General features: G+C 62.7%; 16 protein-coding genes. 1 reads left to right on the plus strand and 15 read right to left on the minus strand.

Annotated elements, in window-relative coordinates:
- Positions 1-4 precede the first annotated feature (4 nt).
- The 15 genes from EOA78_RS16100 to tssA form a co-directional block, all read right to left on the minus strand.
- Positions 5-937, minus strand: coding sequence for a beta-ketoacyl synthase N-terminal-like domain-containing protein (locus EOA78_RS16100; RefSeq protein WP_245477524.1), 933 nt, complete (start codon positions 935-937; stop codon positions 5-7).
- A gap of 122 nt (positions 938-1,059) precedes the next feature.
- Complete coding sequence (locus EOA78_RS16105) at positions 1,060-2,118, minus strand: DUF2169 domain-containing protein (protein ID WP_127315972.1); 1,059 nt, start codon at positions 2,116-2,118, stop codon at positions 1,060-1,062.
- A gap of 65 nt (positions 2,119-2,183) precedes the next feature.
- On the minus strand, positions 2,184-2,726 hold the full coding sequence (gene tagF / locus EOA78_RS16110; RefSeq protein ID WP_245477525.1) for a type VI secretion system-associated protein TagF: 543 nt from the start codon (positions 2,724-2,726) through the stop codon (positions 2,184-2,186).
- Entirely contained in the window at positions 2,708-6,244 is a 3,537-nt protein-coding gene (gene tssM / locus EOA78_RS16115) for a type VI secretion system membrane subunit TssM (protein ID WP_127315973.1), read from the minus strand. Before tssM ends, tagF begins: the two co-directional genes overlap by 19 nt.
- Before the next feature lies 1 nt (position 6,245).
- Entirely contained in the window at positions 6,246-7,568 is a 1,323-nt protein-coding gene (gene icmH / locus EOA78_RS16120) for a type IVB secretion system protein IcmH/DotU (protein ID WP_127315974.1), read from the minus strand.
- A 4-nt stretch (positions 7,569-7,572) separates the two neighbouring features.
- Complete coding sequence (tssK, locus tag EOA78_RS16125; protein ID WP_127315975.1) at positions 7,573-8,907, minus strand: type VI secretion system baseplate subunit TssK; 1,335 nt, start codon at positions 8,905-8,907, stop codon at positions 7,573-7,575.
- Positions 8,908-8,946: 39 nt separating this feature from the next.
- On the minus strand, positions 8,947-9,399 hold the full coding sequence (gene tssJ / locus EOA78_RS16130; RefSeq protein WP_127315976.1) for a type VI secretion system lipoprotein TssJ: 453 nt from the start codon (positions 9,397-9,399) through the stop codon (positions 8,947-8,949).
- A 3-nt stretch (positions 9,400-9,402) separates the two neighbouring features.
- Positions 9,403-10,860 (minus strand): type VI secretion system-associated FHA domain protein TagH, encoded by a 1,458-nt coding sequence (gene tagH / locus EOA78_RS16135; RefSeq protein ID WP_127315977.1) that lies wholly within the window; start codon positions 10,858-10,860, stop codon positions 9,403-9,405.
- A complete protein-coding gene (tssG, locus tag EOA78_RS16140) occupies positions 10,857-11,942 on the minus strand; it encodes a type VI secretion system baseplate subunit TssG (protein ID WP_127315978.1) in 1,086 nt (361 codons plus the stop codon). The genes tagH and tssG overlap by 4 nt, the downstream gene beginning before the upstream one ends.
- Positions 11,906-13,780 carry a type VI secretion system baseplate subunit TssF gene (gene tssF / locus EOA78_RS16145; RefSeq protein WP_127315979.1) on the minus strand — a complete coding sequence of 625 codons (1,875 nt, stop codon included), beginning with the start codon at positions 13,778-13,780 and terminating at the stop codon, positions 11,906-11,908. The genes tssG and tssF overlap by 37 nt, the downstream gene beginning before the upstream one ends.
- A gap of 1 nt (position 13,781) precedes the next feature.
- Entirely contained in the window at positions 13,782-14,537 is a 756-nt protein-coding gene (tssE, locus tag EOA78_RS16150; RefSeq protein WP_127315980.1) for a type VI secretion system baseplate subunit TssE, read from the minus strand.
- The gene (gene tssD, locus EOA78_RS16155; RefSeq protein ID WP_023801311.1) at positions 14,524-14,979 is read right to left on the minus strand and encodes a type VI secretion system tube protein TssD; all 456 of its coding nucleotides are present in this window, start codon (positions 14,977-14,979) and stop codon (positions 14,524-14,526) included. The genes tssE and tssD overlap by 14 nt, the downstream gene beginning before the upstream one ends.
- Before the next feature lie 48 nt (positions 14,980-15,027).
- Positions 15,028-16,533, minus strand: coding sequence for a type VI secretion system contractile sheath large subunit (gene tssC / locus EOA78_RS16160; RefSeq protein ID WP_095519758.1), 1,506 nt, complete (start codon positions 16,531-16,533; stop codon positions 15,028-15,030).
- A gap of 3 nt (positions 16,534-16,536) precedes the next feature.
- A complete protein-coding gene (gene tssB, locus EOA78_RS16165) occupies positions 16,537-17,076 on the minus strand; it encodes a type VI secretion system contractile sheath small subunit (protein ID WP_095519757.1) in 540 nt (179 codons plus the stop codon).
- A gap of 6 nt (positions 17,077-17,082) precedes the next feature.
- A complete protein-coding gene (gene tssA, locus EOA78_RS16170) occupies positions 17,083-18,252 on the minus strand; it encodes a type VI secretion system protein TssA (protein WP_127315981.1) in 1,170 nt (389 codons plus the stop codon).
- A gap of 329 nt (positions 18,253-18,581) precedes the next feature.
- Here tssA and tssH point away from each other — a divergent pair, with 329 nt between their 5' ends.
- A complete protein-coding gene (gene tssH / locus EOA78_RS16175; RefSeq protein ID WP_127315982.1) occupies positions 18,582-21,347 on the plus strand; it encodes a type VI secretion system ATPase TssH in 2,766 nt (921 codons plus the stop codon).
- Positions 21,348-21,582 lie beyond the last annotated feature (235 nt).

The raw sequence follows: 21,582 nt of genomic DNA on the forward strand, positions 1-21,582 counted from the left end.
ATGCTCAGACATCCATCCGGCGCGAGCCGAGCAACACCGCCGCGCGTGCCCCGTTCTCGGAACTGGCCCATATCAAGGACAGCGGCCCCTTCTGGTAGTTTCGAGCCTGGGCCTCGATCACAAGGCTCACATAAAGCGGACCGGACGCCGCGCCGACATCGCCCCAGCAGTCTGCGGGCGTCTCGAAATCGGCGGCATCGCGGAATCTGCCGGGATTGCGAATTGCTGCAAACCCGTATTCGGTGCCTCGGTAGCGTTCGCCGTTCATGTCGCAGATGATGCGGTCCACGGGATCCTTGGGCGCGAGGGCGAACAAAGACCGGAAAGCCGTCCCGAGACCCTCACCCAATACGACCGATTGTGTCTTGATCCTGTTCTCCTCGCTGGCCACCGCCGTGCCGACGACCTGGGCGAGCGGCGTCAGGCCGTAGGCGCGGGCGGTGCCGAACGTCGCCAACAGGCAGAACCCGGCTGCCTCCCCGGGACAAAAGCCATAGATATTGCTCTCCGAATGGAGCTGTTCATTTTCATCCAGCCATTCGAGCGTCTCCGGTTCCATATAGGTATCGACTCCGCCGGCAAGACAGAGCCTCGTCCTGCCTTCGCGCAGGGATTTGCAGGCGTGATGGATTGCCACTAGACCGCCAGCGTGGCCGCCAGCGGTGGAGCCCCCTCCCATGAACGAAACCTGATCGGAAAGTTTTCTGCGCAGACCGGCATGCACTTGAGCAGCAAAGCCGTCCCGCTGCCCGGGACGCGCTTCGCCGGTGGCTAGCAAGAGCGAGACCTCCGCCACATTTCCCGATGTCAGGAGTGGCTTGAGGGCGTCGAGTGCCGGTGACATGGCGATCTCGACAGCGCGAGCGGGGCCACCGAGCGTGACCTCGATACCGGTGTCCCGCGTGACCTTCATTAGTTCGCCGAACCGGTCAATCATGAATGGATGTTCCTGGATGCCCGATATGCCGGCACGAACCGCCGCGGCGCTGGCTGCAGCGTCGAACCCCAGCGGCGTGCGCGCACCGACCCCCACGACGACAATGGTTTCGCTGTTGGCGATCAGCTGTCGTCCTCCCCAAGCCAGACACCGGTTGCGGCAACCGTGGGCGAGATGCCGCTGCGTGGGCGTATTCGCACCCGAGTCTGCTTCAATCGCTCTTCATCATAAGGAACCGGAAGAGCGGACATCCATGCAATCGAGAACTGCCTTTGATCGGGCTTCAAACGCAGCGTGTGTATCGGCGCCTCGCCATGCGTTTGGTCGGGGAGTCCATAGAATTGCGTGGTTATGTTGAACGTGATGCGCGGCAGGAGAAATTGGAGAAATCCATCTGCGCTGAAATTGCCGAGCTGAACCAACTCGTATCCGACGAGCGGCTCCTTGGTTTGTTGATCCTCCGGCGCACATTGAAAAAATGTCCGGCTGAAGTCACGCGGCAGAAGCGGGTCTCGTGTCTGCTCCCATTCCCCGCCATAGGTGCCGGCATATTTGATGCGCGGCTGCCAGTGCCGCGCTACCGGACCGAAGCCGGCCGGCTTGCCGCTTCGGTGGTCGCGATAGGGCGCGTCGGGATACTCAAAGTTGGGCCCGGTTTTGCTGACCAGCCGCTGTGGATCGACAGCAAATCCTGTACCGACCGGATTGCGCTGGTCCCAGTTAGGCTTCGATGCCTCCAGATCCGTGCCGCCGTAGGTCCGGCGCCAGCTGATTGGCATTTTCGTGAATGGTTCCGGCCGGCTCATTCGCACCGACACCGTGCCGGGCATGAACACGCGGTCGCCCATTACCTTGATGGTCTTGTCGACGTCGCCGACTTTTATGCGCGCTGCGCTCTCGATGCCTGGACGTCCGCCGGGCGCATAGACATGTCCGTCGACCAGAATGTCGGTGTGCTTTTTCTCCAGATTGAGATCCGTCTCGTCGAGAAGCTCATTCGGGTCCGATCCGTATACGGGCGCCAGGTTCACCGGCGTCTGGTCCTTCAAGAGCCGCTGCTTGCCGTCGGGATCGATCTCGAAGGACGCCTTGATCGCTACCAGCCAGATCTCATGGCCGCGCTCATCACGCGTCCAGCTTTCCTGAGCGGCAAATGGCGTCTCGTTGGACAGTATCCACATTTGAAACACGCATCCTTACCCGATGCTGAACCAGCGGGCCCTCAACGGTCTTGGAAAGATCTGCATCAGCTGGTCTCCCAACTGGCGGCGAGGATTTGCTCCAGCGTCGCTTGTGGCGCTTGCGGATTGACATCGAAAATGTCGGAATGCGCAGTCCACATCACCATGTCGCTGATGTCCTCTCCGCCCGGCTTGACAGGCGGCACCGGCAGTTCGGCTAGCGCGACATCCAGTTCGTCGGGCGTCAGCTCGCCCTGCTGGGCGGCGATGGCAGCCTCTTCGATCCTGGAAAACCACGCGTCGGCGCGAGCCAGCTGAACGGAAGCGTCAGGAAGCCGCGCGACGATGCTCAAAGGAAACTGCCTGCCGACCCTGTCGGCGCTTTGCAGAATAACGCCTGCGGAGGCCCCGAAGGAAGCGGGGCCGGCGAGAAAGCGAAGCGCCTTGTCGTGCGGCCAGGCCTCGAGGCCAATCAGCGGCACGATGTGCTGCGCCAGCCAGCGGTCCCAGATGCGGACAAAATCCCCCGGCAGCCGCCGCGAGACGAAATCGCCGGTGGCAGGCATCTTTCCATAAAAGCCGGGCAGGATCATATCTGCGGCGGACATGTGAACTTCTTGAACATCTGCAAATTGTAGGGATTTTCGACGCTTGCCGCCTTGAGCTCGAAATCCGCGTACATGCCTTGCGTGCCCAGTCGCAGGCTGTAGACGTCGGACAGCGAGGTGCCGGTGAAGCGGCCGCTGCGCAGCAGCCTCAGCCACGCCCAGCTGCCGGTCTCGTTGAGCATGACTTCGGGCGAGCCGTCGATCGGCTGGAAGGCGAGCGAGATGACGCCGGTTCCGTCCTTGCCGGGCCAGGTCATCGGCTGCGGCCGCGTTGCGTTGTTGTAGTAGACGAGGCTCTGGCCATCGAGATTGAGGGTCACACGCGTGACGTTGGGCGACAGGTCCTTCGGTTGGAGCGTGAAACTCATCACCGGCCCCGTACCGCCTGGAAACAGATCGTCGCGGATCCGCCTGGCCTGTTCGAACGCCGCCAGGGCCGCCGCGTCGAGGCCAAAATCGGCGCGCCATTTCCATGGCTGGCTGGCGGTGTCGACATAGCTGATCAAATGATCGTTGATGAAGGCGTCGATCATCCCGGCCGGCCCGAACAGGCGGGCGAAATCGCGGACATTGACGTCGACCGCGCTTTCGGGGCTGAACGGATAGCGGTCGTTCAGCGCCGCCTGGCAGAACGGCAGGATGTCGGCGCGCCAGATGGCGTTGAGTTCCGAGGTGACCGCCTTCTGTGTCAGGCCGCTGGTGTCGCCGGCGATGCCGCCGAGCCAGTCGTCGACCGGATCGGGCAGGATCTGTGCTTGCCTGGCGACCGCTCCGGTCAGTTCGGCCAGCCCACCTTGCTTCTTGATGGCGTCCTGCGGGTCGGGATTGGCCGTGACCGTCTGCAGCACGTTCGAAAGTGCGGTCAGCGCCACCACTGCCGCGTCGAGCGCCGGCGGCTGGCCGTCGACCTCGGCAATCGCCCCCTTGAGCGGCTTGAAGTGTTCGGCCACCAGACTGCCGGTGAGATCCACCTCGTTGGCGGAGCCTGCGCGCGGCAGCAGTTTTGCGCCTGTCTTGGCCAGCTTGCCAATTTTGCCGAGTTTGCTGAGCAGTTTCGAGGTGCCCTTGGCTGCCGCCTTGTTGTCGGCCGGCGCTTCATCGGACCGGGTCAGCTCGGTCTCCTGAACGACCGCCGTAAGCAGGCGCTTCAGCGCGGAGTCGGCACTCGAAAGGTCCTTGAGGTTCTCGCTGGCGACATTCAGGTCGGCCAATGGCGCGAGCCTGATATCGCGCAGGATGCTGTCCCATTGTGCGATGTAGTCTTCGTAATAGAGTTTTAGAATATCCTCGGACAGCGCCGATACAGAGGTTTCGGCATTCTCCGAGCAGCCTCCGGCGAAGACCGCCCGGTCCAGCGCCGCCTGCGCGGCGACGTCCTCGACCCGGTCGAGAATGGCATCGTGGAAGCCGGAATAGGTGAACGCGCCCGAAATGCCGACGCGCAGCGTCTTGCCGGAACGCCGTGCAAAAACCTTGGCGCCGTTGGGACCGGCGAAATTCGCGGGGATCCATTCCTTAAGTCCGGCCACCGCAGGGTCGGCCAGCAACTGCCTGTAGGCACGCGCCGGCAGCGAAATCGTGCAAACTGTCTTCAGCGCCTCGGCAACCAGCGCCTGATCCGGGGCGGTGTAGCTGTCGTCGACCGCCATGCGGTGGATCGCGGCAAGCTGGTGCTCTTCCGCGTCGGCGGTCGGAAAGGGCGCCGCCGGTGCGAATTCCGGCAAGTCGTTCACCCACCAGTTCTGGACGAAATCGGCATCCATCTGCGACAGGCCCGTCATCATACGATAGGTCTTCAGCGCCCCCAGCATGAAATCCGGATCGCGGATCTGCCGCCACATCGTCGCCTCGAGCAGAGCCACCATGTGCGGCTCGAGAATGTTGCGCAGAGCGTGGTCGTAAGTGTCGGCCTGTGCCCGCAGCAGCTCCGCCGAGGCCGATGGCCCCAGCAGATCCTGCGCACTGCTCGGCGGTGCCGTTCGCGCATTTACGACCTCGGCCATCGCATTGAGCGCGCTATCGATGGCGGGCTGCTCCACCGATGCCGGGCTCGCGGCTGCTGCGGTCAGTGGCGCCTGCAGCGCTTCGAACTGGCTCGCCTGTGCTGTGATGGCATTCCGGTTGTCAAAGTAGGACCAGGTGAACACCGCGCCGGCCAACAAGGCCACGGCGGCACATGCTGCGGCGGCGCCACGCCAAATCCAGGCGCGGCGGCGCTGCGCCAGCGGATCGAACGTTCCCAGGCCAGCTTCCCTGAAGATGACCTCGGTCAGCAGGTTCTTCAGGAAAAAGCTGCGTTTTTCAACGCGCGGCGCCGGCATCGCCCGTCGCGGCGGAAGACCGAAGGATGACGACAGCGCCGCAGTCAGCCGGTCGATGGGGGCCCCTTCCTGGGTCGCCGACGTCAGATAGAGGCCGCGCAGCCAGGCGGCTTCTTCGTACCGGCTTTCGCCGAACATCGCCTCGACCAGAACCTGGATAGGTTCGGACAAGCTCGTCAGCTGAGCGGGAAATCTGAAAATCTCGGCGCGGACGGCGAGTTTGTCCTCGTCCTCCAGGCGCGGCACAAGCCGCCGCTCGAGTTCCGTCGCAAGGGTGGCGATTTCCCGTTCTATGGTCTTTGCGTCGACACGCGCATCCAGCGCGAAGGTCGTGCCCCACACCTGCTCGCGCGAGGCCGTCGACAGGCCGCCGAAGAAAGCCTCGAAACCCTTGATCAGATCGGCCTTGGTCAGCATCAGATAGACTGGAAGGCGGATTTCGAGCCGGTCGTTGAGCTCTGCCAGCCGACGACGGATCTTGCGGCCATGAGCCTTGATGGCTTCGTCGCCCTCCGAAAGCGCGTCGATCGACAGCGCGACGATCACGCCGTTCAGTGCCCGGCGGCCGCGATGCTTTTTCAAGAGGTCGAGGAAACCCAGCCATTCCGCCGCATCGACGTCCGGCTGGCTCTCCTGCTGCACATAGCGGCCCGCCGTGTCGATCAGAACCGCGTTCTCCGAGAAAAACCAGTCGCAGTTGCGCGTGCCGCCGACCCCCTGCAGGTCGTCGGTGAGATCGATCGGAAAGTTCAGGCCGGACTGGCGCAAAGCCGTGGTCTTGCCGGTTGCCGGCGGCCCAACGATCACGTACCAGGGCATCTCGCGCAGGAACTTGCGTCCGCCCAGCTTGCGGCGCTTCAGTTCGGCCATCACCTCGGCGAACTTGGCGCCAACGGCTGCGACGTTCTCTTCGCCGGGGCTCAGCGGTTTTTCCACCGCTGGCGCTGCGATTTCGGCGACGAACATGCGGTTGGCTCGGATCGCCCGGCGCTGCGCGACGATCAGCCAGATCAGCCAGAAGATGACCAGCAGCGCAATGATGACAATGCGCACGTTTTCCGAGGCGAAGGGTTCGTAAGCACCGACCCTGACGATCGGGCCGAACACCCAGATAACCAGAGACAGCAGCGTGATGCCGATCAACGTCCACAGCCAGCGCGATGTCAGAACCGCCCATACGAAGCGCAGAATGAACATCTCACAGCCTCTTCTCGACCAGCACCTCGACGCGGCGGTTCAAGGCCCGTCCCGCGCGCGTGCTGTCGTCGGCCACTGGATCGGTAGCTGCACGTCCTTCGAAGCGAATGCGGTCCTGCGGCACACCGTTCTGGACCAGCATGTCGGCAATTGTCGCTGCGCGCGCTTCCGACAGCCGCTGGTTGGTGGAAAGCGGATTGGACCGTTGCAAAGGAACACTGTCGGTATGACCGACCACGGTGATATTTCCGATCAGTTCCTGATTGGCGAGGATCACTTTGGCGATTGAACCGATCAGCGGTTCGAAGCCTTCCGTCAGTGTCGGCCGCGACGACAGGAACAGTTCGGGGTTGGAGGCCTGAATGATCAGCCTGGCCAGCGAAACGCTCTCGGTGCCGCTTAGCGCGGCTCTGAGATTCGCCGGCGCTCCGGCCTGAAACTCCGGCACCAGCGCGAAATCCACCGCCTCTGGCGGCGGCGCGTCGACCGGTGGCGATGTGCGGCTGATTTCGCCGCGCGTGGGTGGCGGCAAAGCACGAACGAGGGTGGAAAGCTCGACCGCCTGACTGCTCAGTCCCATCGACAGCCCGAGATAGATTGCCGTGGCGATAACCGCCGCACCGAGCCCCATCACCCAGATCGGAACGATGAAGCGCTGCGGCTCGTCGGATGCGATCACGCCTTTCCAGTTTGGCGACAGCGGCGCGGCATCGGCATCGGCATCGCGCAGAAAGCGCGCCGCAGCAACGCGAACAGCGTTGAGCGAGCGGTCGCCCGACCGGCCTGGCACACGATACTTGCCGCGGAAGCCGAGCGCCAGGCAATGATATTGCAGTTCGAGCAGCTCGCGATCCCGGTTCGGATGGCGCTCCAGTTCATCGAGACGCGTGAAGAACTGCGTGCCGGCATCGACATCGCCTCGCAGCATCACCACAAGCGGCTGGCGCGGCCATGCGCTGGCACCACCCCATGGCGTGTTCAAGGCCAGATCGTCTAGCAACGCCGCCACCACCCAGGCTGCCTGGTCGGCGCGCTCCAGAGAGGATCCTGCCGCCATTGCCGCGTCGCGTGCCCGAACCAACTCATCGAGCAACCGGGTGCGCAACGCTTCCGGGTTTTCCGGCGGCAGTGCGCTTTCAAGCTCGGGCGCGAACTCGAGCAGGGGCGCGAATGCGTTGACAAGCGTGTTGGGATGCGTACGCGACCGTTTGATTGGCACACCCGACAAGAGTGGCGTCATCGGTCGCGGCATCGGCGCGCCGGTAAGTCGTATGCGAGTGCGTTCGCGATCCTCCGACAGTCCGAAAGGATCATCCCGGCTCATCATCTCACCTGTTTACCGAATAGCAGTCCACCTGCGGCTCGCTCGGCAGTACACCCGACACGCCAATGACAAAGCCGGGGGCATCGAGCAGCGATGCCCAGTGCTCGCTTTTCTGATCCAGCTCAAGGCACAGCCGATCGCCATCATAGGGGATTTCGCGGGGCTGGGAATGAAGCGGTTTCAGTGGAATGCCGGGTAGACGCGATTTCCACAGGCCCTCGAACTGATCGGCCGAACCGACAGTCGCCTGGTTGACGAAAATCTTACGCAAGGCGTCTTCCGACAGCTCGGAACCGACCCGGATGACGATTCGGCTGGCCACCAGCAGTTTCGGGTTGTCGATGCGGATTTTCCAGACATTGGTCGAATGCCGCATGACAGGTAGCGCGCGTGATTTAGGCTCGATGTAGCGCAGGCTCAGGATGAGTGAGCGCAAGGCGTCCGCCAGCGCCGAATAGGCGGGGCCGGGCGCCATGTGATCGTAGGCGGGCAACTCGCTCAGCCGCCGCGCGCTCGAGCCATAGGTCGCCATCGAACCGGCAAGACCGGCAAGCTCCAGGTAAAGCTCGGCCGGATGGAAAACATCCTGCGCCAGCATGTGGGCCAGTCGCGGACGCGCCGCATTGGCGAGATTGAGCATCAACAGGTCTTCGACGCTGCGCCCTGGCCCGCCCAAGACCATTTTGCCATGCGCCTCGGCGATTTGGTCGAGGCCGGTGACAACTTCCAAAAGCAACTGCCGATACCAGGCCACCGCTCCGGTAACCAATGTCGGCGGCAGGAACGTCTCATCCAGGGAGACGCCGCCATCGGCTCGAACCCCTTTGATGTCGGCTACGGGCAGGGCGGTGTAGCCACCAACCGATTTTCCGGGTGCAAGCAGCATCGCCTGCGGACGGGCGATTTCGATTTCTTCAGGATCTGAACCGCCCTGGACGGCGTCGCGGACGGTAACGATGCGCCCATGATAGCGCGCGCCGGTGGATGCGGCGTGCGCCGGATCGAAGCCGACACCGCCAGCAGGCTCGAGCGGCAGGGCGACCAGCACCGGTCCGGCGCCCGTGTCGGCGGTGACCGGCAGCGGTCGTGGCGCATCCATCATGTCTGGGATTGAGAAGGGGGTCCCATCCGGAAAGATGCCCCGGGCCGACAGGATGGAGACCTGGCCGGCGTCAAGCATTGCCTGGTCCAGCGTCAGCTGCTGAAAGCCGAACGTATGGAGCTGGCCGGCCTGCAACGCGCCACGCACAGTCGCCTCGAAAAAGCGATCCTGCTGCTGAAAATGCTGGGTCCGGAGAAACAGGCCTTCGGACCACAGCACCCTGTTTGCATCGCTCATGCCGCAACTTCCTGCATCGAGCACCCCTTGCCCTGGCCGCTAGGCGGAAATGCCGCCGCTGCCAAGCGTGACGTTGACGGTTACTTTTGACCCCGGCGACACCGACTTCGTTGTACGCCAGCTCCGGCCGCCAGGCTCGCGAACGAGGGCAACGAAGCCGAGCGCAGCTGCGTCCGGCTCGACCGTGATGGTTTTGGATGCGGTCTTTCCAGGTCCGATGGAGATCTGGTCGGATCCAATGAGATCGCCTCCGAGTGCGGAGCCAGCATCCCCCTGCAGCGCGAAATAATCGGCCGAGTTGAATTTACCGGTGCTGCGCAGCCGCATCACGAGGACCGTCACGGGCCGGTCGCCGCCACCTGGTCCCGGGTTCATGCCGGCCGCGCCGGTCAGATTGACAGTGACCGCCGATGGTTTTGGCGGACCACTCTGGCAAGCAGCCAGCAGCCCGGTTGCGCCCAAGGCAACGATAAATTCACGGCGATTGATCATTTTTCACTCCTCCTCATATGCATCCCGAAAATCAGCGCCGATTTCGCCGAGGAAGCTCGATTCCGCACTCTGGGCGATTTCACGATGGCGTTTCTGGTATAGCTCCCACAGCTTGGCGCTGCGCCCGCCCGAAAGCAGCGTGCCGATCGCGGAACTCGACTTGAGCTCTTTCTCGATCGCTGCCGGGTCAAAACGGTCAATCATTCGCCGCAACGCGGACTGCACGCCTCGCCAGGCGCGCACGTGATGTTGCGCGAGATCGCGGACCGCGTCGGCGATTGCCGCTTCGCCGGCCAGAAATCCGGGGCTGCGCTCCGCGATTATGGTCACGATGGCGTCGTCGACCGTCGGCAGAAACTTGAGCGGATTGACTTCAGAGGCCCCCACCACCGTCTGGGCGACGCGAGCGTTCCCCTTTTCCTCGGCTCGCTTGCGCAGCAGCTGCATCAGGCCTTCCATCATGAGCCGATACTCGCGACCGAATTTCTCCATTTCCGCGACGCTGTCGCGTCCGGGAAAATCGGCTTCCTCAATGCCCATGCCACGCAAGAACGCGGTGCGAAGGGCCATGTTCGCCTGTTGCGCCGCTGCCGGGGAGGGGGCGGATTTGGGGGCAACGCCGGCACGTGGCGGAGAAGGCATATCTGCCGCCTGGCCAGGCAAATCCCAGGGATTGGCCGATTGCGGCCTTCCGGCGATGTGTTGGCGTTGACCAGTCGAGCCGGCGCCGTTTCTCACATCGGGCGACGCGGCCGGCCCGAAACCGAAATCGTCATCGAATTCGGATGACCTTCCTGGAACGGACTCGGTTGCACCGGAAAGCACCGGATCGAGGCTGAATGGGTCTGCGGAACCCGATGCACCACGTGGTTCGGAATAGCCAGCGCCTTTCGGCGCGGGCGTTGACACCGGGTCGAGGCTGAACGGGTCGTCGAAGGCAGGCGAACTGCGCTGGCTGGCGCGCTCGAACGCTCCTGGAATTGGCTGCTCGAACGGGTTCGGCAGATCTGCGGGGCGCGGTCGGCGCGGCTCTTCTTCGACAGGGGCTGAAAAGAAATCATCGCGGCCGATGCTTACCGGCGCTCGTGATGCCGGCGGCGACCGTTCCGGGAACGATTGGCTGGCTGCTGGTGCTTGAGCGGCCGGCGTCTGCAGATCGACGCCTACGATGTAGTCGCCCAGCCTCAGCCGCATGCCGTTCTGAAGACGGACCGACGTCCCGGCGCCGAGCGGGCTGTCGGAGTCGTTTATGAACAAGCCGCTGCTTGATGTGTCGGTAACGAAATACCCATCCCGCCCACCGGTGATCCTGCAATGGGCGCGTGAAACGAACATGTCGGGATCGTCGATCTGCCAGCCCGCGTCCGCGCTACGGCCGATCACTAGTTCACCCTCGTCCAGCCGGGTCTGCCGTACCGCCTGGGTGCGTGGCCCGTGCTCCAGCGTCAGCAGCAGACTCATGCCGCGACCTCCGCCATTTCCGGCCGCCATCCGACGATTGTCCGCAGCCGCATATCGTCAGCATCGCCCCTTTCAGCGGGCCGCGCAAGCCAGCTGGTTCGGCCGAGCTGCACCGCTCCGATACGGGGCTGCGGCACTGCTTCACGCGCGAGCACGATCCGCAGATCGACATCGAGCGATTCCCCAACCATGTCGCGAACGGCCTGTTTGAACATTTTCAGACGTTGACCGCCCGGCAGGAACGTTTTGAACTCCTCATACCCAAGCGGGCCGACGCGGAGTTCGATCCTGCTTTGGCGGCTGAAAACGCGCGGGCCGATCGTCGCCCCGCGACCCAGCACCGCGTAAGCTTGGGCAAGTCGGGTCTGGAGCGACGCCGGTATGGTCATCCAGGTAGCAACGAACTCCTTGATCTGGACCGGCACCTTGAACGCTTCCGCCAGGAACAGCGTCAGCCGCTCCGGACCGTCGACCTGGCTGGCGAGCGACGCGGCCTGGCGAAGCTTCACGGCGTCGAGATCGGGATTGTCGGTGCCGGGAAGTCCGATTCCCGCCATGGCTTCAAGCATGGCCCTTACACGGCCGCCGACCGCCCGTTCGACCTGTACCGCCGGATGCGCGTCGGCCCAGGCCCGATAGTACAGGGCGATCATGCGGTGCTGGAGAATATTGACGAAGTCCACGAACGTCGTGTCGCTGGTCTGCCGTGCGTCGGCGCCGGTGAACCAGCGCTGCGACAGACGATCGAGCACCCAACGGGTCAAATGGAGCGGCATCGGGCCTTCCGGTCCCATCAGCCCGAGATTTGCAACCGTGACCCGGGCCGGCGTCCCGACCTTCCCCGGCGTCTTGTCCTTCGCTTCACGGAACGCAACCACGTCCTTGGCGGAAAAGCTAAGACGCACATGCTGCCCGAGCCTTGCCGGCTCGCGATCCGCGTGGCCGGAATAGCCGAATAGCTCGCCCCTGCGTTCGAGCCGGCGCAACAGTTCGAAAAAATCGAATGTATCATCCAGCTCTTCGACCCGGTCCAGGTCGAATTTGTCTAGATCAGGTAGCGATTGCCGGGCGTCATCGGCCATGGCACATCCTCCTGCTTCTGCAGCAGCCGCGTGCGGGTCCGCACAAAGCCGTTTAGTCCGGCGTGACGGGCAAACAGCCGGGCAAGCAAGGCTGAAAGCAGCAATGTGCTTTGCCCTGCCAGGACCGACTGGTCCACATGCAGCGTCACTTCCGTGCCCCGTCCGAAGCACATCGGCCCATCGATCTGCAGCCGTTCGATGACGGACCGCGAGTCGATGCGAACGATCGAGTGCACATTGCGGGCGAGGCTCGGATCTCCCCGGTCGGCATAAAGATCGAGCAGCGCATGCAGCGGATCGACACCGCGGCCTTCCTTGGCAAGGCTGAGAAAGTTGAGCGCCAACTGCGCCACCAGCCGCCAGGCGAGATTGTCGGCGCGGGATTCGCCTTGGGCGCCCGCCGGCAGCGCGGCCGGGATAGCCGGCTGGGGCGGCCGCAACGCACCGATAAGCCGGACCGTTTCGACCGGATCGCCAGTCTCCAGCGTCAAGGTAGGGTTGTCGTCGAGGATCGGCAGGTCCCGGTTGGTGCAAAGTGCCATGATGTCGAGACGCTTCAGCGGCCGGTTCGCCGGGCTTCCGGCCGGCCGTGAAACCGAAAGGAAAACGTCGTCTCCGGTGTATGAAGTACGGGTCAACCCGTCGCGCCGTTCATCTTCGGTGGCCCGCCGAGGCCGCCGTTCGGTGGAGTAGACCCAGCCATTGCTGCGGTTTTGCCCCAGGCTGAAGAGCTCCGGAATTTCGGCGTCGGGACCCTCGGCGTCGGCGTCCTCGACGTGGGTGACCCGATAGATTTCGAAGTCCCGCGCCCGCGTGCGGTCGGCATGCAGCACTTGCCGCGTTCTGCGCGGATCAAGCTCGATGACGTTGCAGTCACGCTCGAAGAGGTTGATGATCGGCGTCGCAAAAAGTTCAAAATCCGCCGGCGTCACATCGGCAAGTTCGGGTACTGGACGCCGGAACATGAAGATGATCTCGAGCCCGGCGTCGCATCTGCGCACGACCGATTGCAGTCCTGAAACCCGCACGTAGTGAAAGCGCTCGGGCATCATGAAATATTCGCGCAGCAGACGGTACCCTTCGAATGTCGGACGGGTTCGAGGCATCAATGCCTCGTCGTCGCTGATGCCGACCATTTCGGGCCCTGGCAAAGGCGCCAGCGGATTGGCCTTACCCTCGGCTCGTGCACCAACGGCCGAGCAGGCGCCGAAAATCGCGTCGAACAGCAATGGCGCTTTGGCGCGCCCGGCGAAATAGAAATCAAGCCGCTCAAGCGCCAGTTCGTCGAGCCTGCCTTTTCCGGCCCGACCCAGCGTGATACGCAGCGCCGCCTCGCCGCCAACGCCGCCGATCGGTGTTATGCCGGCCGCTGCCAACCCGCTGCGATCCTGGAAATAGCTTACCGAGGTGATCGTTATCGGCCAAAGCGTGATTTCCTGCGCGGTGGTGAATGTGCAGCGCGTCGACAGGCCGGGTTGCAGACTGGACACCAGCCGCGTGTTCCGGTTGACGACATGGCCGGCAATCATCGACTGGACCTGCTGGCCGGGTTTCAGCACTGCCATCGCCGTTGCCGGCGCCGGCGTAACCAGATCGGGATAGAGGACATCCAGGACGCTGCGTGAAAACCGCGAACGCTCGGCATCGACTTTCAACCGGGTGCGCGCAGCGAGGAAAGCGACGCCGTCAAGCAGACGCTCGACGTATGGGTCCGGGCAGGGGACCGTATCAAGCGAAAGATTGCGCGCCACCGCCGGATGCATGTCGGCAAATTCCGCCGCGAGTCCGCGGATATGGGTCAGTTCCTCCTCGTAATATTCTACGAAGACCCGATCCATGTCAGCTGTCCCTGAATTCGGTCCGCGCCAGGCCGTTATCGAGATTGATCGTGGTGCGCAGGCGCATGCGTTCCGGCGTCGGCGTCATGATCAGCACAGCGTCTATCTCGATCTTCAGGCCCACACTTTTGTCACCAAGGGTCACCGTTACCTTGGTTGCGCTTTCCTTGAGACGGGGCTCGAACGTGGCAAGGACCGAGCGGATCTCGCGCGCCAGGGTCTCGCGATCAAAGTCGCGGGACGAACGGCCCGAGAAGGAAGGCACGCCGTAGTTGACCACACTTCGGCGCACCTCCGGAAAATCGGCCAGCGATGGCGGATTGTCTGCGGCCTGTTCGCTTTCGAAATCGGAGAGAAGCGGAACAGCTTCGAAACGCTCGGTGTTGAACAAGGCCTCGATGTCGCGCCGCACGGCCTCCTTGAGGACGCGAGCCGATACGACCACGCCACGGCTTTCGATCTCCGCGCGGTGTTGGGTCTGAAAGGCCAGGCGTTGCAGACGCCGCCTCTGATCGGGTGTCAGCTCCGCGTCGGTATCGATAAGCCGCGCGCTGCCCGCCAGCAGGGTATCCAGCCGGTCCTCGCCAAGCTCGTCCCGTAAGGTCTGGCGCAGCCCGTCTATCTCGGAGGTCACGCCCGGCAGGTCGTTGACGAGGCGGTCCCAAAGAGAGGGTTGGACCGCTTCGCGTTTCGCTCGCGAACTGCCGGTGATTTGTAACTTGTCCGAGCGGGGCCGCCGGGCCTCACTTGCCGACATAGACATCCATTTCGATTTCGTCATCCTTGTCATAGACGAACTTGATCTTCTTGTAGGCGAAGCTGACCTCCTCCTCGATCAGGTCTTCCTCGTCCTCGGCCTGCGACATGTCGTATTCCATGATTGATGCGTCGGTCAGGGTAACGACCAGATAGTCGCTGGTCTCCCCATCGATGGTCCGGCGGGCGGAGAACACAACTTCGTCCAGCGCCTTGTTGTCGAACAGCGCCTTTTTCAGATAGGGCGACGACTTGTCATAGTGCTTGGTGAACTTGATCATCCCCAGGGAAACACGACCGCGGCGTGAGAGCGAATTCGGATCGTACGGCGCGATTATCTTGTAATCGACCCCATGGACTTCGATTTCATCCTCGTGGCCGTCTCGAACGCTTGGACCTTTGATATCCGGAACCTTTAGAAAACCATCAATTTTCACTGGCATTGTCTTTCTCCACCGCTTTCAAACAGAACAAGGTGTGGTTGCTGCGAATCAAGTCTTTACGGACGGCAGTTCCGACACCAGCCGAAGCGAAGCGTTGATGCCCTCCAGCTGGTAATGCGGACGCAGATAGAAGCGAGCATTGTAGTAGCCCGGCCGTCCTTCCACGCTGTCGACCTGGACCTCGGCCGCAGCAAGCGGGCGCTTGGCGCGCGCCTTGTCGTCGGCAAAGGCCGGGTTGGCCAGCACGTATCGGTTGATCCACTCGGTCAACCAGATCTGCATGTCCGACCGCTCCTTGAACGACCCTATCTTGTCGCGCGCAATGGCTTTGAGGTAATGCGCAAAGCGGGAAACCGGGAAAAGATAGGGCAGGTTGGCACTCAGCCGCTCGTTCGACTGTGCGTCGGGATCGACCAGCCGGCCGGCACGTGTCTCGTCATCCTGCAGCGAATGCGCGCCGATGAAAGCCGCTAGATCGGTATTTTTCCTGTGCAGGATGGGCATCAGGCCGAGCTTGGCCAGTTCTGCCTCGCGCCGGTCGTCGATGGCGACTTCCGTAGGACATTTCATCGCCACTGATCCGTCATCGGTGGGGAAGCTGTGCACCGGCAGGTTGATGACCGTGCCGCCATTCTCGACGCCGCGGATCTGTGTGCCCCAGCCATAAAGCTTGTGGCTGCGGTTTATGTTCACGCCCATCGGGAAGGCGGCGTTCATCCAGACATATTTGTTGTGGTCGCCGTGGACCTCTTCCTCGAAGGTGAAGCCCTTCACCGGAACGGTCTCCGAGCCATACGGCAGTCGTGCCAGGACGCGTGGCATGGTCAAGCCGATATAGCGCGCATCCTCGCTCTCGCGCAGCGATTGCCACGAGGCATAGGCCGGGTTGGAGACGATCATCTGCAGGTCCTGCGGGTTCGGCAGTTCCTGCCAGCTGTCCATGCGGAACAGGCGTGGCGACGCGGCCGCGATGAACGGCGTGTGCGCGGAGGCGCAAATGCCCGAGATGTTGCGCAACAAGCCGACATCACGCGGATGGTTAGAGAATTCGTAGGCGCCGATCAGACAGCCAATCGGCTCGCCGCCCAGCATCGAATACTCGTCCGTATAGACCTTCTTGAAGATCGGGCTCTGATCCCACATCTGGCCTTCATAGTCTTCAAGCGTATCGGCGAGCTGCTCCTTGGAAATGTTCATCACCCGGATCTTCAGCTTCTGATCCGTTTCGGTGTTGTTGACGAGATACCAGAGCCCGCGCCAAGTGCCTTCCATTTCGCGCACTTCCGGCGCGTGCAGGATCTCGTTGACCTGTTCCGACAGCATCTTGTCGATGCCCGCGATCAGCGACTTGATCGACTTGATCGCGTTGGACGAGATGGTGGTGGTATCGGAACGGGACTGTGCCGCCAGCGCGAGATTGCGAACGAGTTGCTGCAGCTTCTCGCTGTCGTCCTTCTTGACCTTGAAATCCTTCTCGAGGAGCCCGCTGAATTCTCCGAGATCGATGGCCTCCGCCTCGGCGGCGACGGCTGCGGTTTTTTGCTGTTCGGCCATGATTTACACCTCAACCTTGTCTTCGTCGGCCAGTGCCTGGCTGGCGATCTTGCCAAGAAGCGGCTCGTTGTTCAGAAGCTGCGCGATGCGCTTTTCGGCGTCGACGCGGCCATCCATGAAGCCGAGCAGCTCCTCGAGCTGGCGACGCATCTTGAGGATCTCGGCCAGTTGCGGAACTTGCTCGGCGATCTTGTCCGGTGCGAAATCGCCCATTTTGGTGAAGGTAAGATCGAGTGCCAGCTCTTCCTCCCGCTCGGCGCCCTCAGCCTGAGGCAGCGTATTCTTCACGCGGGCTTTGACGCGCGGCCCAAGCGCCTCCATGAAACGGGGGAAGCGGTTGGCATCGGTCTCGACAAAGGAGCGGTCCAGTACCGACTTCATCGCTTCCCTGGTCTGTGAAGCGCCGGAAAGATCGGCCATCACGCCCATGACGAACGGCAATTCGATCGTCGTTGGGCTGCCATAGGTTTCCACGTCATAGGCGATCTGCACGCGCGGCGCGCGGTTCCGTTCGATGACTTTCGCTTTGCTTTCAGCTGCCATGGCTCGTTACCTTTCATCCTTCTGGGCCGTCTTCTTGGCATCGGGAACGCCGGCAAGAAGCCGGAACTCCTTCAGCCCCGAAGGGGCGAGATCTTCCATCAGTTCAACGAAATCCATATGCACCATCCGGCGTACGCGGCGGGCGAGGTGCGGGATCGGGCTCGACGGTTCGGTGCGGTCATAGAAGGCGACGACGAGGTCGAGGCATTTCACGACGTCGTCGCGCGAGGAAATCCGATCAGGGAGCCCCGTGCTCGGTTCCGCGTAACTTGCCATACTTGCCATCGTATCGGCTCCATTACCGTTTCGAACAGGCGTTGCTAATTCTGCAGGCGCGGAAACAGGCTTTGCGGCGCCATTCGCGGTGGCGCCGGCGGCCGAGTTTCGTTCGAGGGTCGTCAGCAAACGCTGCAGAAACCGCTTTAATTCCGGAACGGTGGCGCCGCTGCCCTCGATGCGGGCATTGAGTGCGGTCTCCACCGCCTCGAGGGCCTCGATCGCGGCGCGCGCATTGGCAAAGAGCGACGTCATCTCCGCGGCGGCCTGATCGATCTGTGCGACGCATGCGCTGCGCACCCGGTTCACCAATTGGCTGTGCGCGCTCGCCAGAGCCGCCTTTTCGGTCGCGTTCATTCCCGAGGCCGCTTCCTGAAGCATGACACGCTCGTCGAGCGCGCCCTTCTCCAGATCTTCGCCGAGGATCGGGCCGATTGCACGCGGCGCGAAAAACGTCATTTTCCGCAAATCCTTGAGCAGGCCATCCTGGCTGTTCTGGAGGTCAGTCAGCGCATTGATGCGGCGCAGGGCGGCGTCGCGCGGCGTAGCACCGGACCGCAGGGCCGGGTGCATGGTTGCCCAGTGCTGATCGAAGGTCTGCGCTATGAGGGTCAGGCCCTCAGCCAGCCCGGCCAGCCGATACTCGTTGGCCAGAGCACGCGTAACGATGACGAGGAGGCGCAGGTCCCGGCCGTGTGGACGCAGCTCTTCGGCCTTGGTGAGCACGGTGGACCAGTCGATCGGAACGGCAACTTCTAACTTGGCGTTCCCTTGATACTCGACCTTTTTCTGCTGTTCCGTCAGACGCTCCAGCTCATGAAACGCTGGATCGTTGCGCAAATCCTCCCCTGACGGATTTTCACCGTCCAGCGGATTCAGCCAGAGTGCGAGATCAATCACACCATCCCCCAGCGAGCGGCTCCTGGGCCGTGCGTGACCCAACGTTACCACACCGCGACACTTTACCACAATTTAGTTGCTGCTCAATCTTAATGGAAGCTTGCAGAGCGGGGCCTGAGCTCGAAATCGCTGGCGCAATTGTCGAACCCTATATGTGAAGGCACCGCAAAGAGCTGGGCACTCCACGGCTTGTAGCTGATGGCGTCGGCTTTTGCTGTCAGGGAAGAAGTCGACTGGTTCGAACACCAGACGCCCCGTCGATAACGCTCTTTGTCAAGTCGCTGCTTATGTGGCAGTTTATCGCCTGGCAGATTGGAGGAGCAAGTTCGATGGAACAGCGCCGGTCGTCGCAGAGCTTTAAACGCAAGGAATTGGTCGGCAAGCTCAACCCCGTCTGTTTGCGTGCCTTCAAGGCTGCGGCCGACACCGCCAAACTGCGCGGCAATCCTTATGTCGAGCTCGTTCACTTCATCGAACAACTGGTGCTTTCCGAGCGCTCGGATGTGCAACTGATACTGGCAGACGCCGGGGTGGATGCGAGCCGGCTCACGGCCGATATGACCCGCGCCGTCGACAAGCTGCCGTATGGCGCCACTTCGATCGAGGAGTTTTCCGATCATATCTTTCACGCCATCCAGGAAGCCTGGAGCCTGGCGGGGCTGGAATTCAGCGTCGAGGAAGTCCGCAGTGGGCATATTCTGCTCGCCTGCCTGAAGACGCCGGTGCTGGAAGGCCTGCTGTCAAAGATCAGCGGTGAATTCGACAAGATCGATGCGCAGGCCGTCATTGCGCGGTTCGCCGATATCATGGAGGGTTCGCTCGAGGCCGGTTCCCCCGCTATAGCTCCCGCCTCCGAAACACCGCGGCGGGCTCCGGGCGGGGATTCGGCGCTGGCGAAGTATGCCACCGACCTGACCCAGCGCGCCCGCGACGGCAAGATCGATCCGGTCGTCGGGCGCGATCCCGAGATCAGGCAGATCGTCGATATCCTGATGCGACGCCGGCAAAACAACCCGATCCTGACCGGCGAGGCCGGGGTCGGCAAAACCGCGGTCGTCGAGGGCTTTGCCTTGCGCATCGCCGAGGGCGACGTGCCGCCCACGCTGCAGGGCGTCAGTGTGCGTATGCTCGATGTCGGCCTGATGCAGGCGGGCGCAAGCGTAAAGGGCGAATTCGAAAAACGGCTGAAGGCGGTCATTGACGAGGTCCAATCCTCCGAAACGCCGGTCATCCTCTTCATTGACGAAGCTCACACCTTGATCGGCGCCGGCGGCGCGGCAGGGACCGGTGATGCGGCCAATCTGCTGAAGCCGGCGCTGGCGCGGGGTGAGCTTCGCACGATCGCGGCAACGACCTGGGCCGAATACAAGCAGCACATCGAGAAGGACCCGGCGCTTACCCGTCGCTTCCAGGTCGTCAAGATAGATGAGCCGTCGGAAGCGGTGGCCGTTCTCATGCTGCGCGGTGTCGCCGGTGTCCTCGAGCAGCACCACAAGGTGCAGATCCTCGATGAGGCGATCGAGGCGGCGGTCAGCCTGTCCCACCGCTACATCCCGGCGCGGCAGCTGCCCGACAAGGCCGTGAGCCTTCTCGACACCGCCTGCGCCCGTGTCGCCATTTCGCAGCACGCCACCCCGGCGGAGGTGGAGGACATTATGCGCCGCCGCCAGGCGCTGGAGGTCGAGCGCGCCATCATCGGCCGCGAGGCAGCGATTGGCATCGGCGTGGCCGACCGGCAGGCTCGGGTCGAAACCGGGCTTGCCGAGACCGAACTCACGCTTGCTGCCGCGCAGGAACGTTGGGATCAGGAAAAGGCGCTGGTTGGCGAGATACTCGAATTGCGCGCCAGGCTGCGCGGCGAGGGTGTGCCGCTCGACACTGTGGAGACTCCCGAGGCGGTTGCCGAAACAGCAAGTGCGGATGTGCCCGAGATCGAAACGCCCGAGATCGAAACGCCTGAAACCGATGCGGATGCAAAGGCCACTGCCGATCCTTCTCCACCCGATCCGGCTGCCGATCTCGCGCGGCTGCGGGAGCTGATGGCCGAACTCGCAGAAGCGCAGGGCGAGACGCCGCTGATCTTGCCGTCCGTCGACCGCAATGCCGTGGCTGCCGTGGTGCAGGACTGGACCGGCATCCCGACTGGCCGGATGCTGTCGAGCCAGACCGAAAAGGCGCTGCGGCTCGCCGCTACCCTGTCCGAGCGCGTGGTCGGTCAGGATCACGCCATGGAAATGATTGCCAGGCGCGTGCAGACCAGCCGGGCCGGGCTCGGCGCGCCCGAAAAGCCAGTGGGGGTTTTTCTGCTCTGCGGTCCCTCGGGCGTCGGCAAGACCGAAACCGCGCTGGCCCTGGCCGAGACGCTCTATGGCGGCGAGCAGAACCTCATTTCGATCAATATGTCCGAGTTCCAGGAGGCGCACACGGTCTCTACCTTGAAGGGCGCGCCACCCGGATATGTCGGCTACGGCAAGGGCGGCATCCTGACCGAGGCGGTCCGGCGCAAGCCCTATTCGGTAATCCTGCTTGACGAGGTCGAGAAAGCGCATCCCGACGTGCATGAAATCTTCTTCCAGGTCTTCGACAAGGGAATGATGGACGACAGCGAAGGCCGGCGGATCGATTTCAAAAACACGCTGATCCTGCTCACCTCGAACGTTGGCTCCGAAGTCATCATGGACCGGACCAGCAGCGGCACGGTACGGGCGGGGCTCGACGATCTCGACACGGCATTGCGCGGCCCGCTGTTGAAGGTTTTCCCCGCGGCCTTCCTTGGCCGGGTGGTGACCATCCCGTACTACCCGCTCTCGGACACGATGATCGAAGCGATCACCCGCCATCAGTTCGCAAAAATCGCCCGCCGGCTGCGTTCAAGCAACGATGCCGAGCTGGTGATCGGTGACGGCGTCATGGATCTGGTCAAGGCCCGCTGCACCGAGATCGAATCCGGCGGGCGGATGATCGACGCCATTTTGACAAACACGCTTCTGCCGGAATTGAGCCGTGGCGTGCTGAACCGGTCGCTCGAGGGCGAAAAGATGACGAAAGTGACTGTGGGAGCCTCCGAAGGAGGATTCACCTATTCCTTCGAATAGCCCAGCAGCAATTCTATAGTTAGTGATCATAATCTGTCGCTTTGTATCGGAGCCGTAGGACCGCTCAGGGCCGGAAGCGGAAAGGCAGGTTTCAGGTACGGACCTTCAGGCCGCCGTGGGCATCGGCTTGAACTCACCCAATCCGGACTTGCTAGCCTGATTCCCCTCCCGAAAGCGGACGCTTGGCTCCTGGGGGTGCGCTAATTGAGCCGACTGCCTCGAGAAAATAAAAGTC

This window comes from Mesorhizobium sp. M5C.F.Cr.IN.023.01.1.1, from assembly GCF_003997585.1.
Taxonomy (GTDB): Bacteria; Pseudomonadota; Alphaproteobacteria; order Rhizobiales; family Rhizobiaceae; genus Mesorhizobium; species Mesorhizobium wenxiniae.

Coding starts and splice junctions, on each gene's coding strand:
- EOA78_RS16100 (WP_245477524.1), bottom strand. CDS start 937: ATGATTGACCGGTTCGGCGAACTAATGAAGGTCACGCGGGACACCGGT.
- EOA78_RS16105 (WP_127315972.1), bottom strand. CDS start 2,118: ATGTGGATACTGTCCAACGAGACGCCATTTGCCGCTCAGGAAAGCTGG.
- tagF (WP_245477525.1), bottom strand. CDS start 2,726: ATGTCCGCCGCAGATATGATCCTGCCCGGCTTTTATGGAAAGATGCCT.
- tssM (WP_127315973.1), bottom strand. CDS start 6,244: ATGTTCATTCTGCGCTTCGTATGGGCGGTTCTGACATCGCGCTGGCTG.
- icmH (WP_127315974.1), bottom strand. CDS start 7,568: ATGAGCCGGGATGATCCTTTCGGACTGTCGGAGGATCGCGAACGCACT.
- tssK (WP_127315975.1), bottom strand. CDS start 8,907: ATGAGCGATGCAAACAGGGTGCTGTGGTCCGAAGGCCTGTTTCTCCGG.
- tssJ (WP_127315976.1), bottom strand. CDS start 9,399: ATGATCAATCGCCGTGAATTTATCGTTGCCTTGGGCGCAACCGGGCTG.
- tagH (WP_127315977.1), bottom strand. CDS start 10,860: ATGAGTCTGCTGCTGACGCTGGAGCACGGGCCACGCACCCAGGCGGTA.
- tssG (WP_127315978.1), bottom strand. CDS start 11,942: ATGGCCGATGACGCCCGGCAATCGCTACCTGATCTAGACAAATTCGAC.
- tssF (WP_127315979.1), bottom strand. CDS start 13,780: ATGGATCGGGTCTTCGTAGAATATTACGAGGAGGAACTGACCCATATC.
- tssE (WP_127315980.1), bottom strand. CDS start 14,537: ATGTCGGCAAGTGAGGCCCGGCGGCCCCGCTCGGACAAGTTACAAATC.
- tssD (WP_023801311.1), bottom strand. CDS start 14,979: ATGCCAGTGAAAATTGATGGTTTTCTAAAGGTTCCGGATATCAAAGGT.
- tssC (WP_095519758.1), bottom strand. CDS start 16,533: ATGGCCGAACAGCAAAAAACCGCAGCCGTCGCCGCCGAGGCGGAGGCC.
- tssB (WP_095519757.1), bottom strand. CDS start 17,076: ATGGCAGCTGAAAGCAAAGCGAAAGTCATCGAACGGAACCGCGCGCCG.
- tssH (WP_127315982.1), top strand. CDS start 18,582: ATGGAACAGCGCCGGTCGTCGCAGAGCTTTAAACGCAAGGAATTGGTC.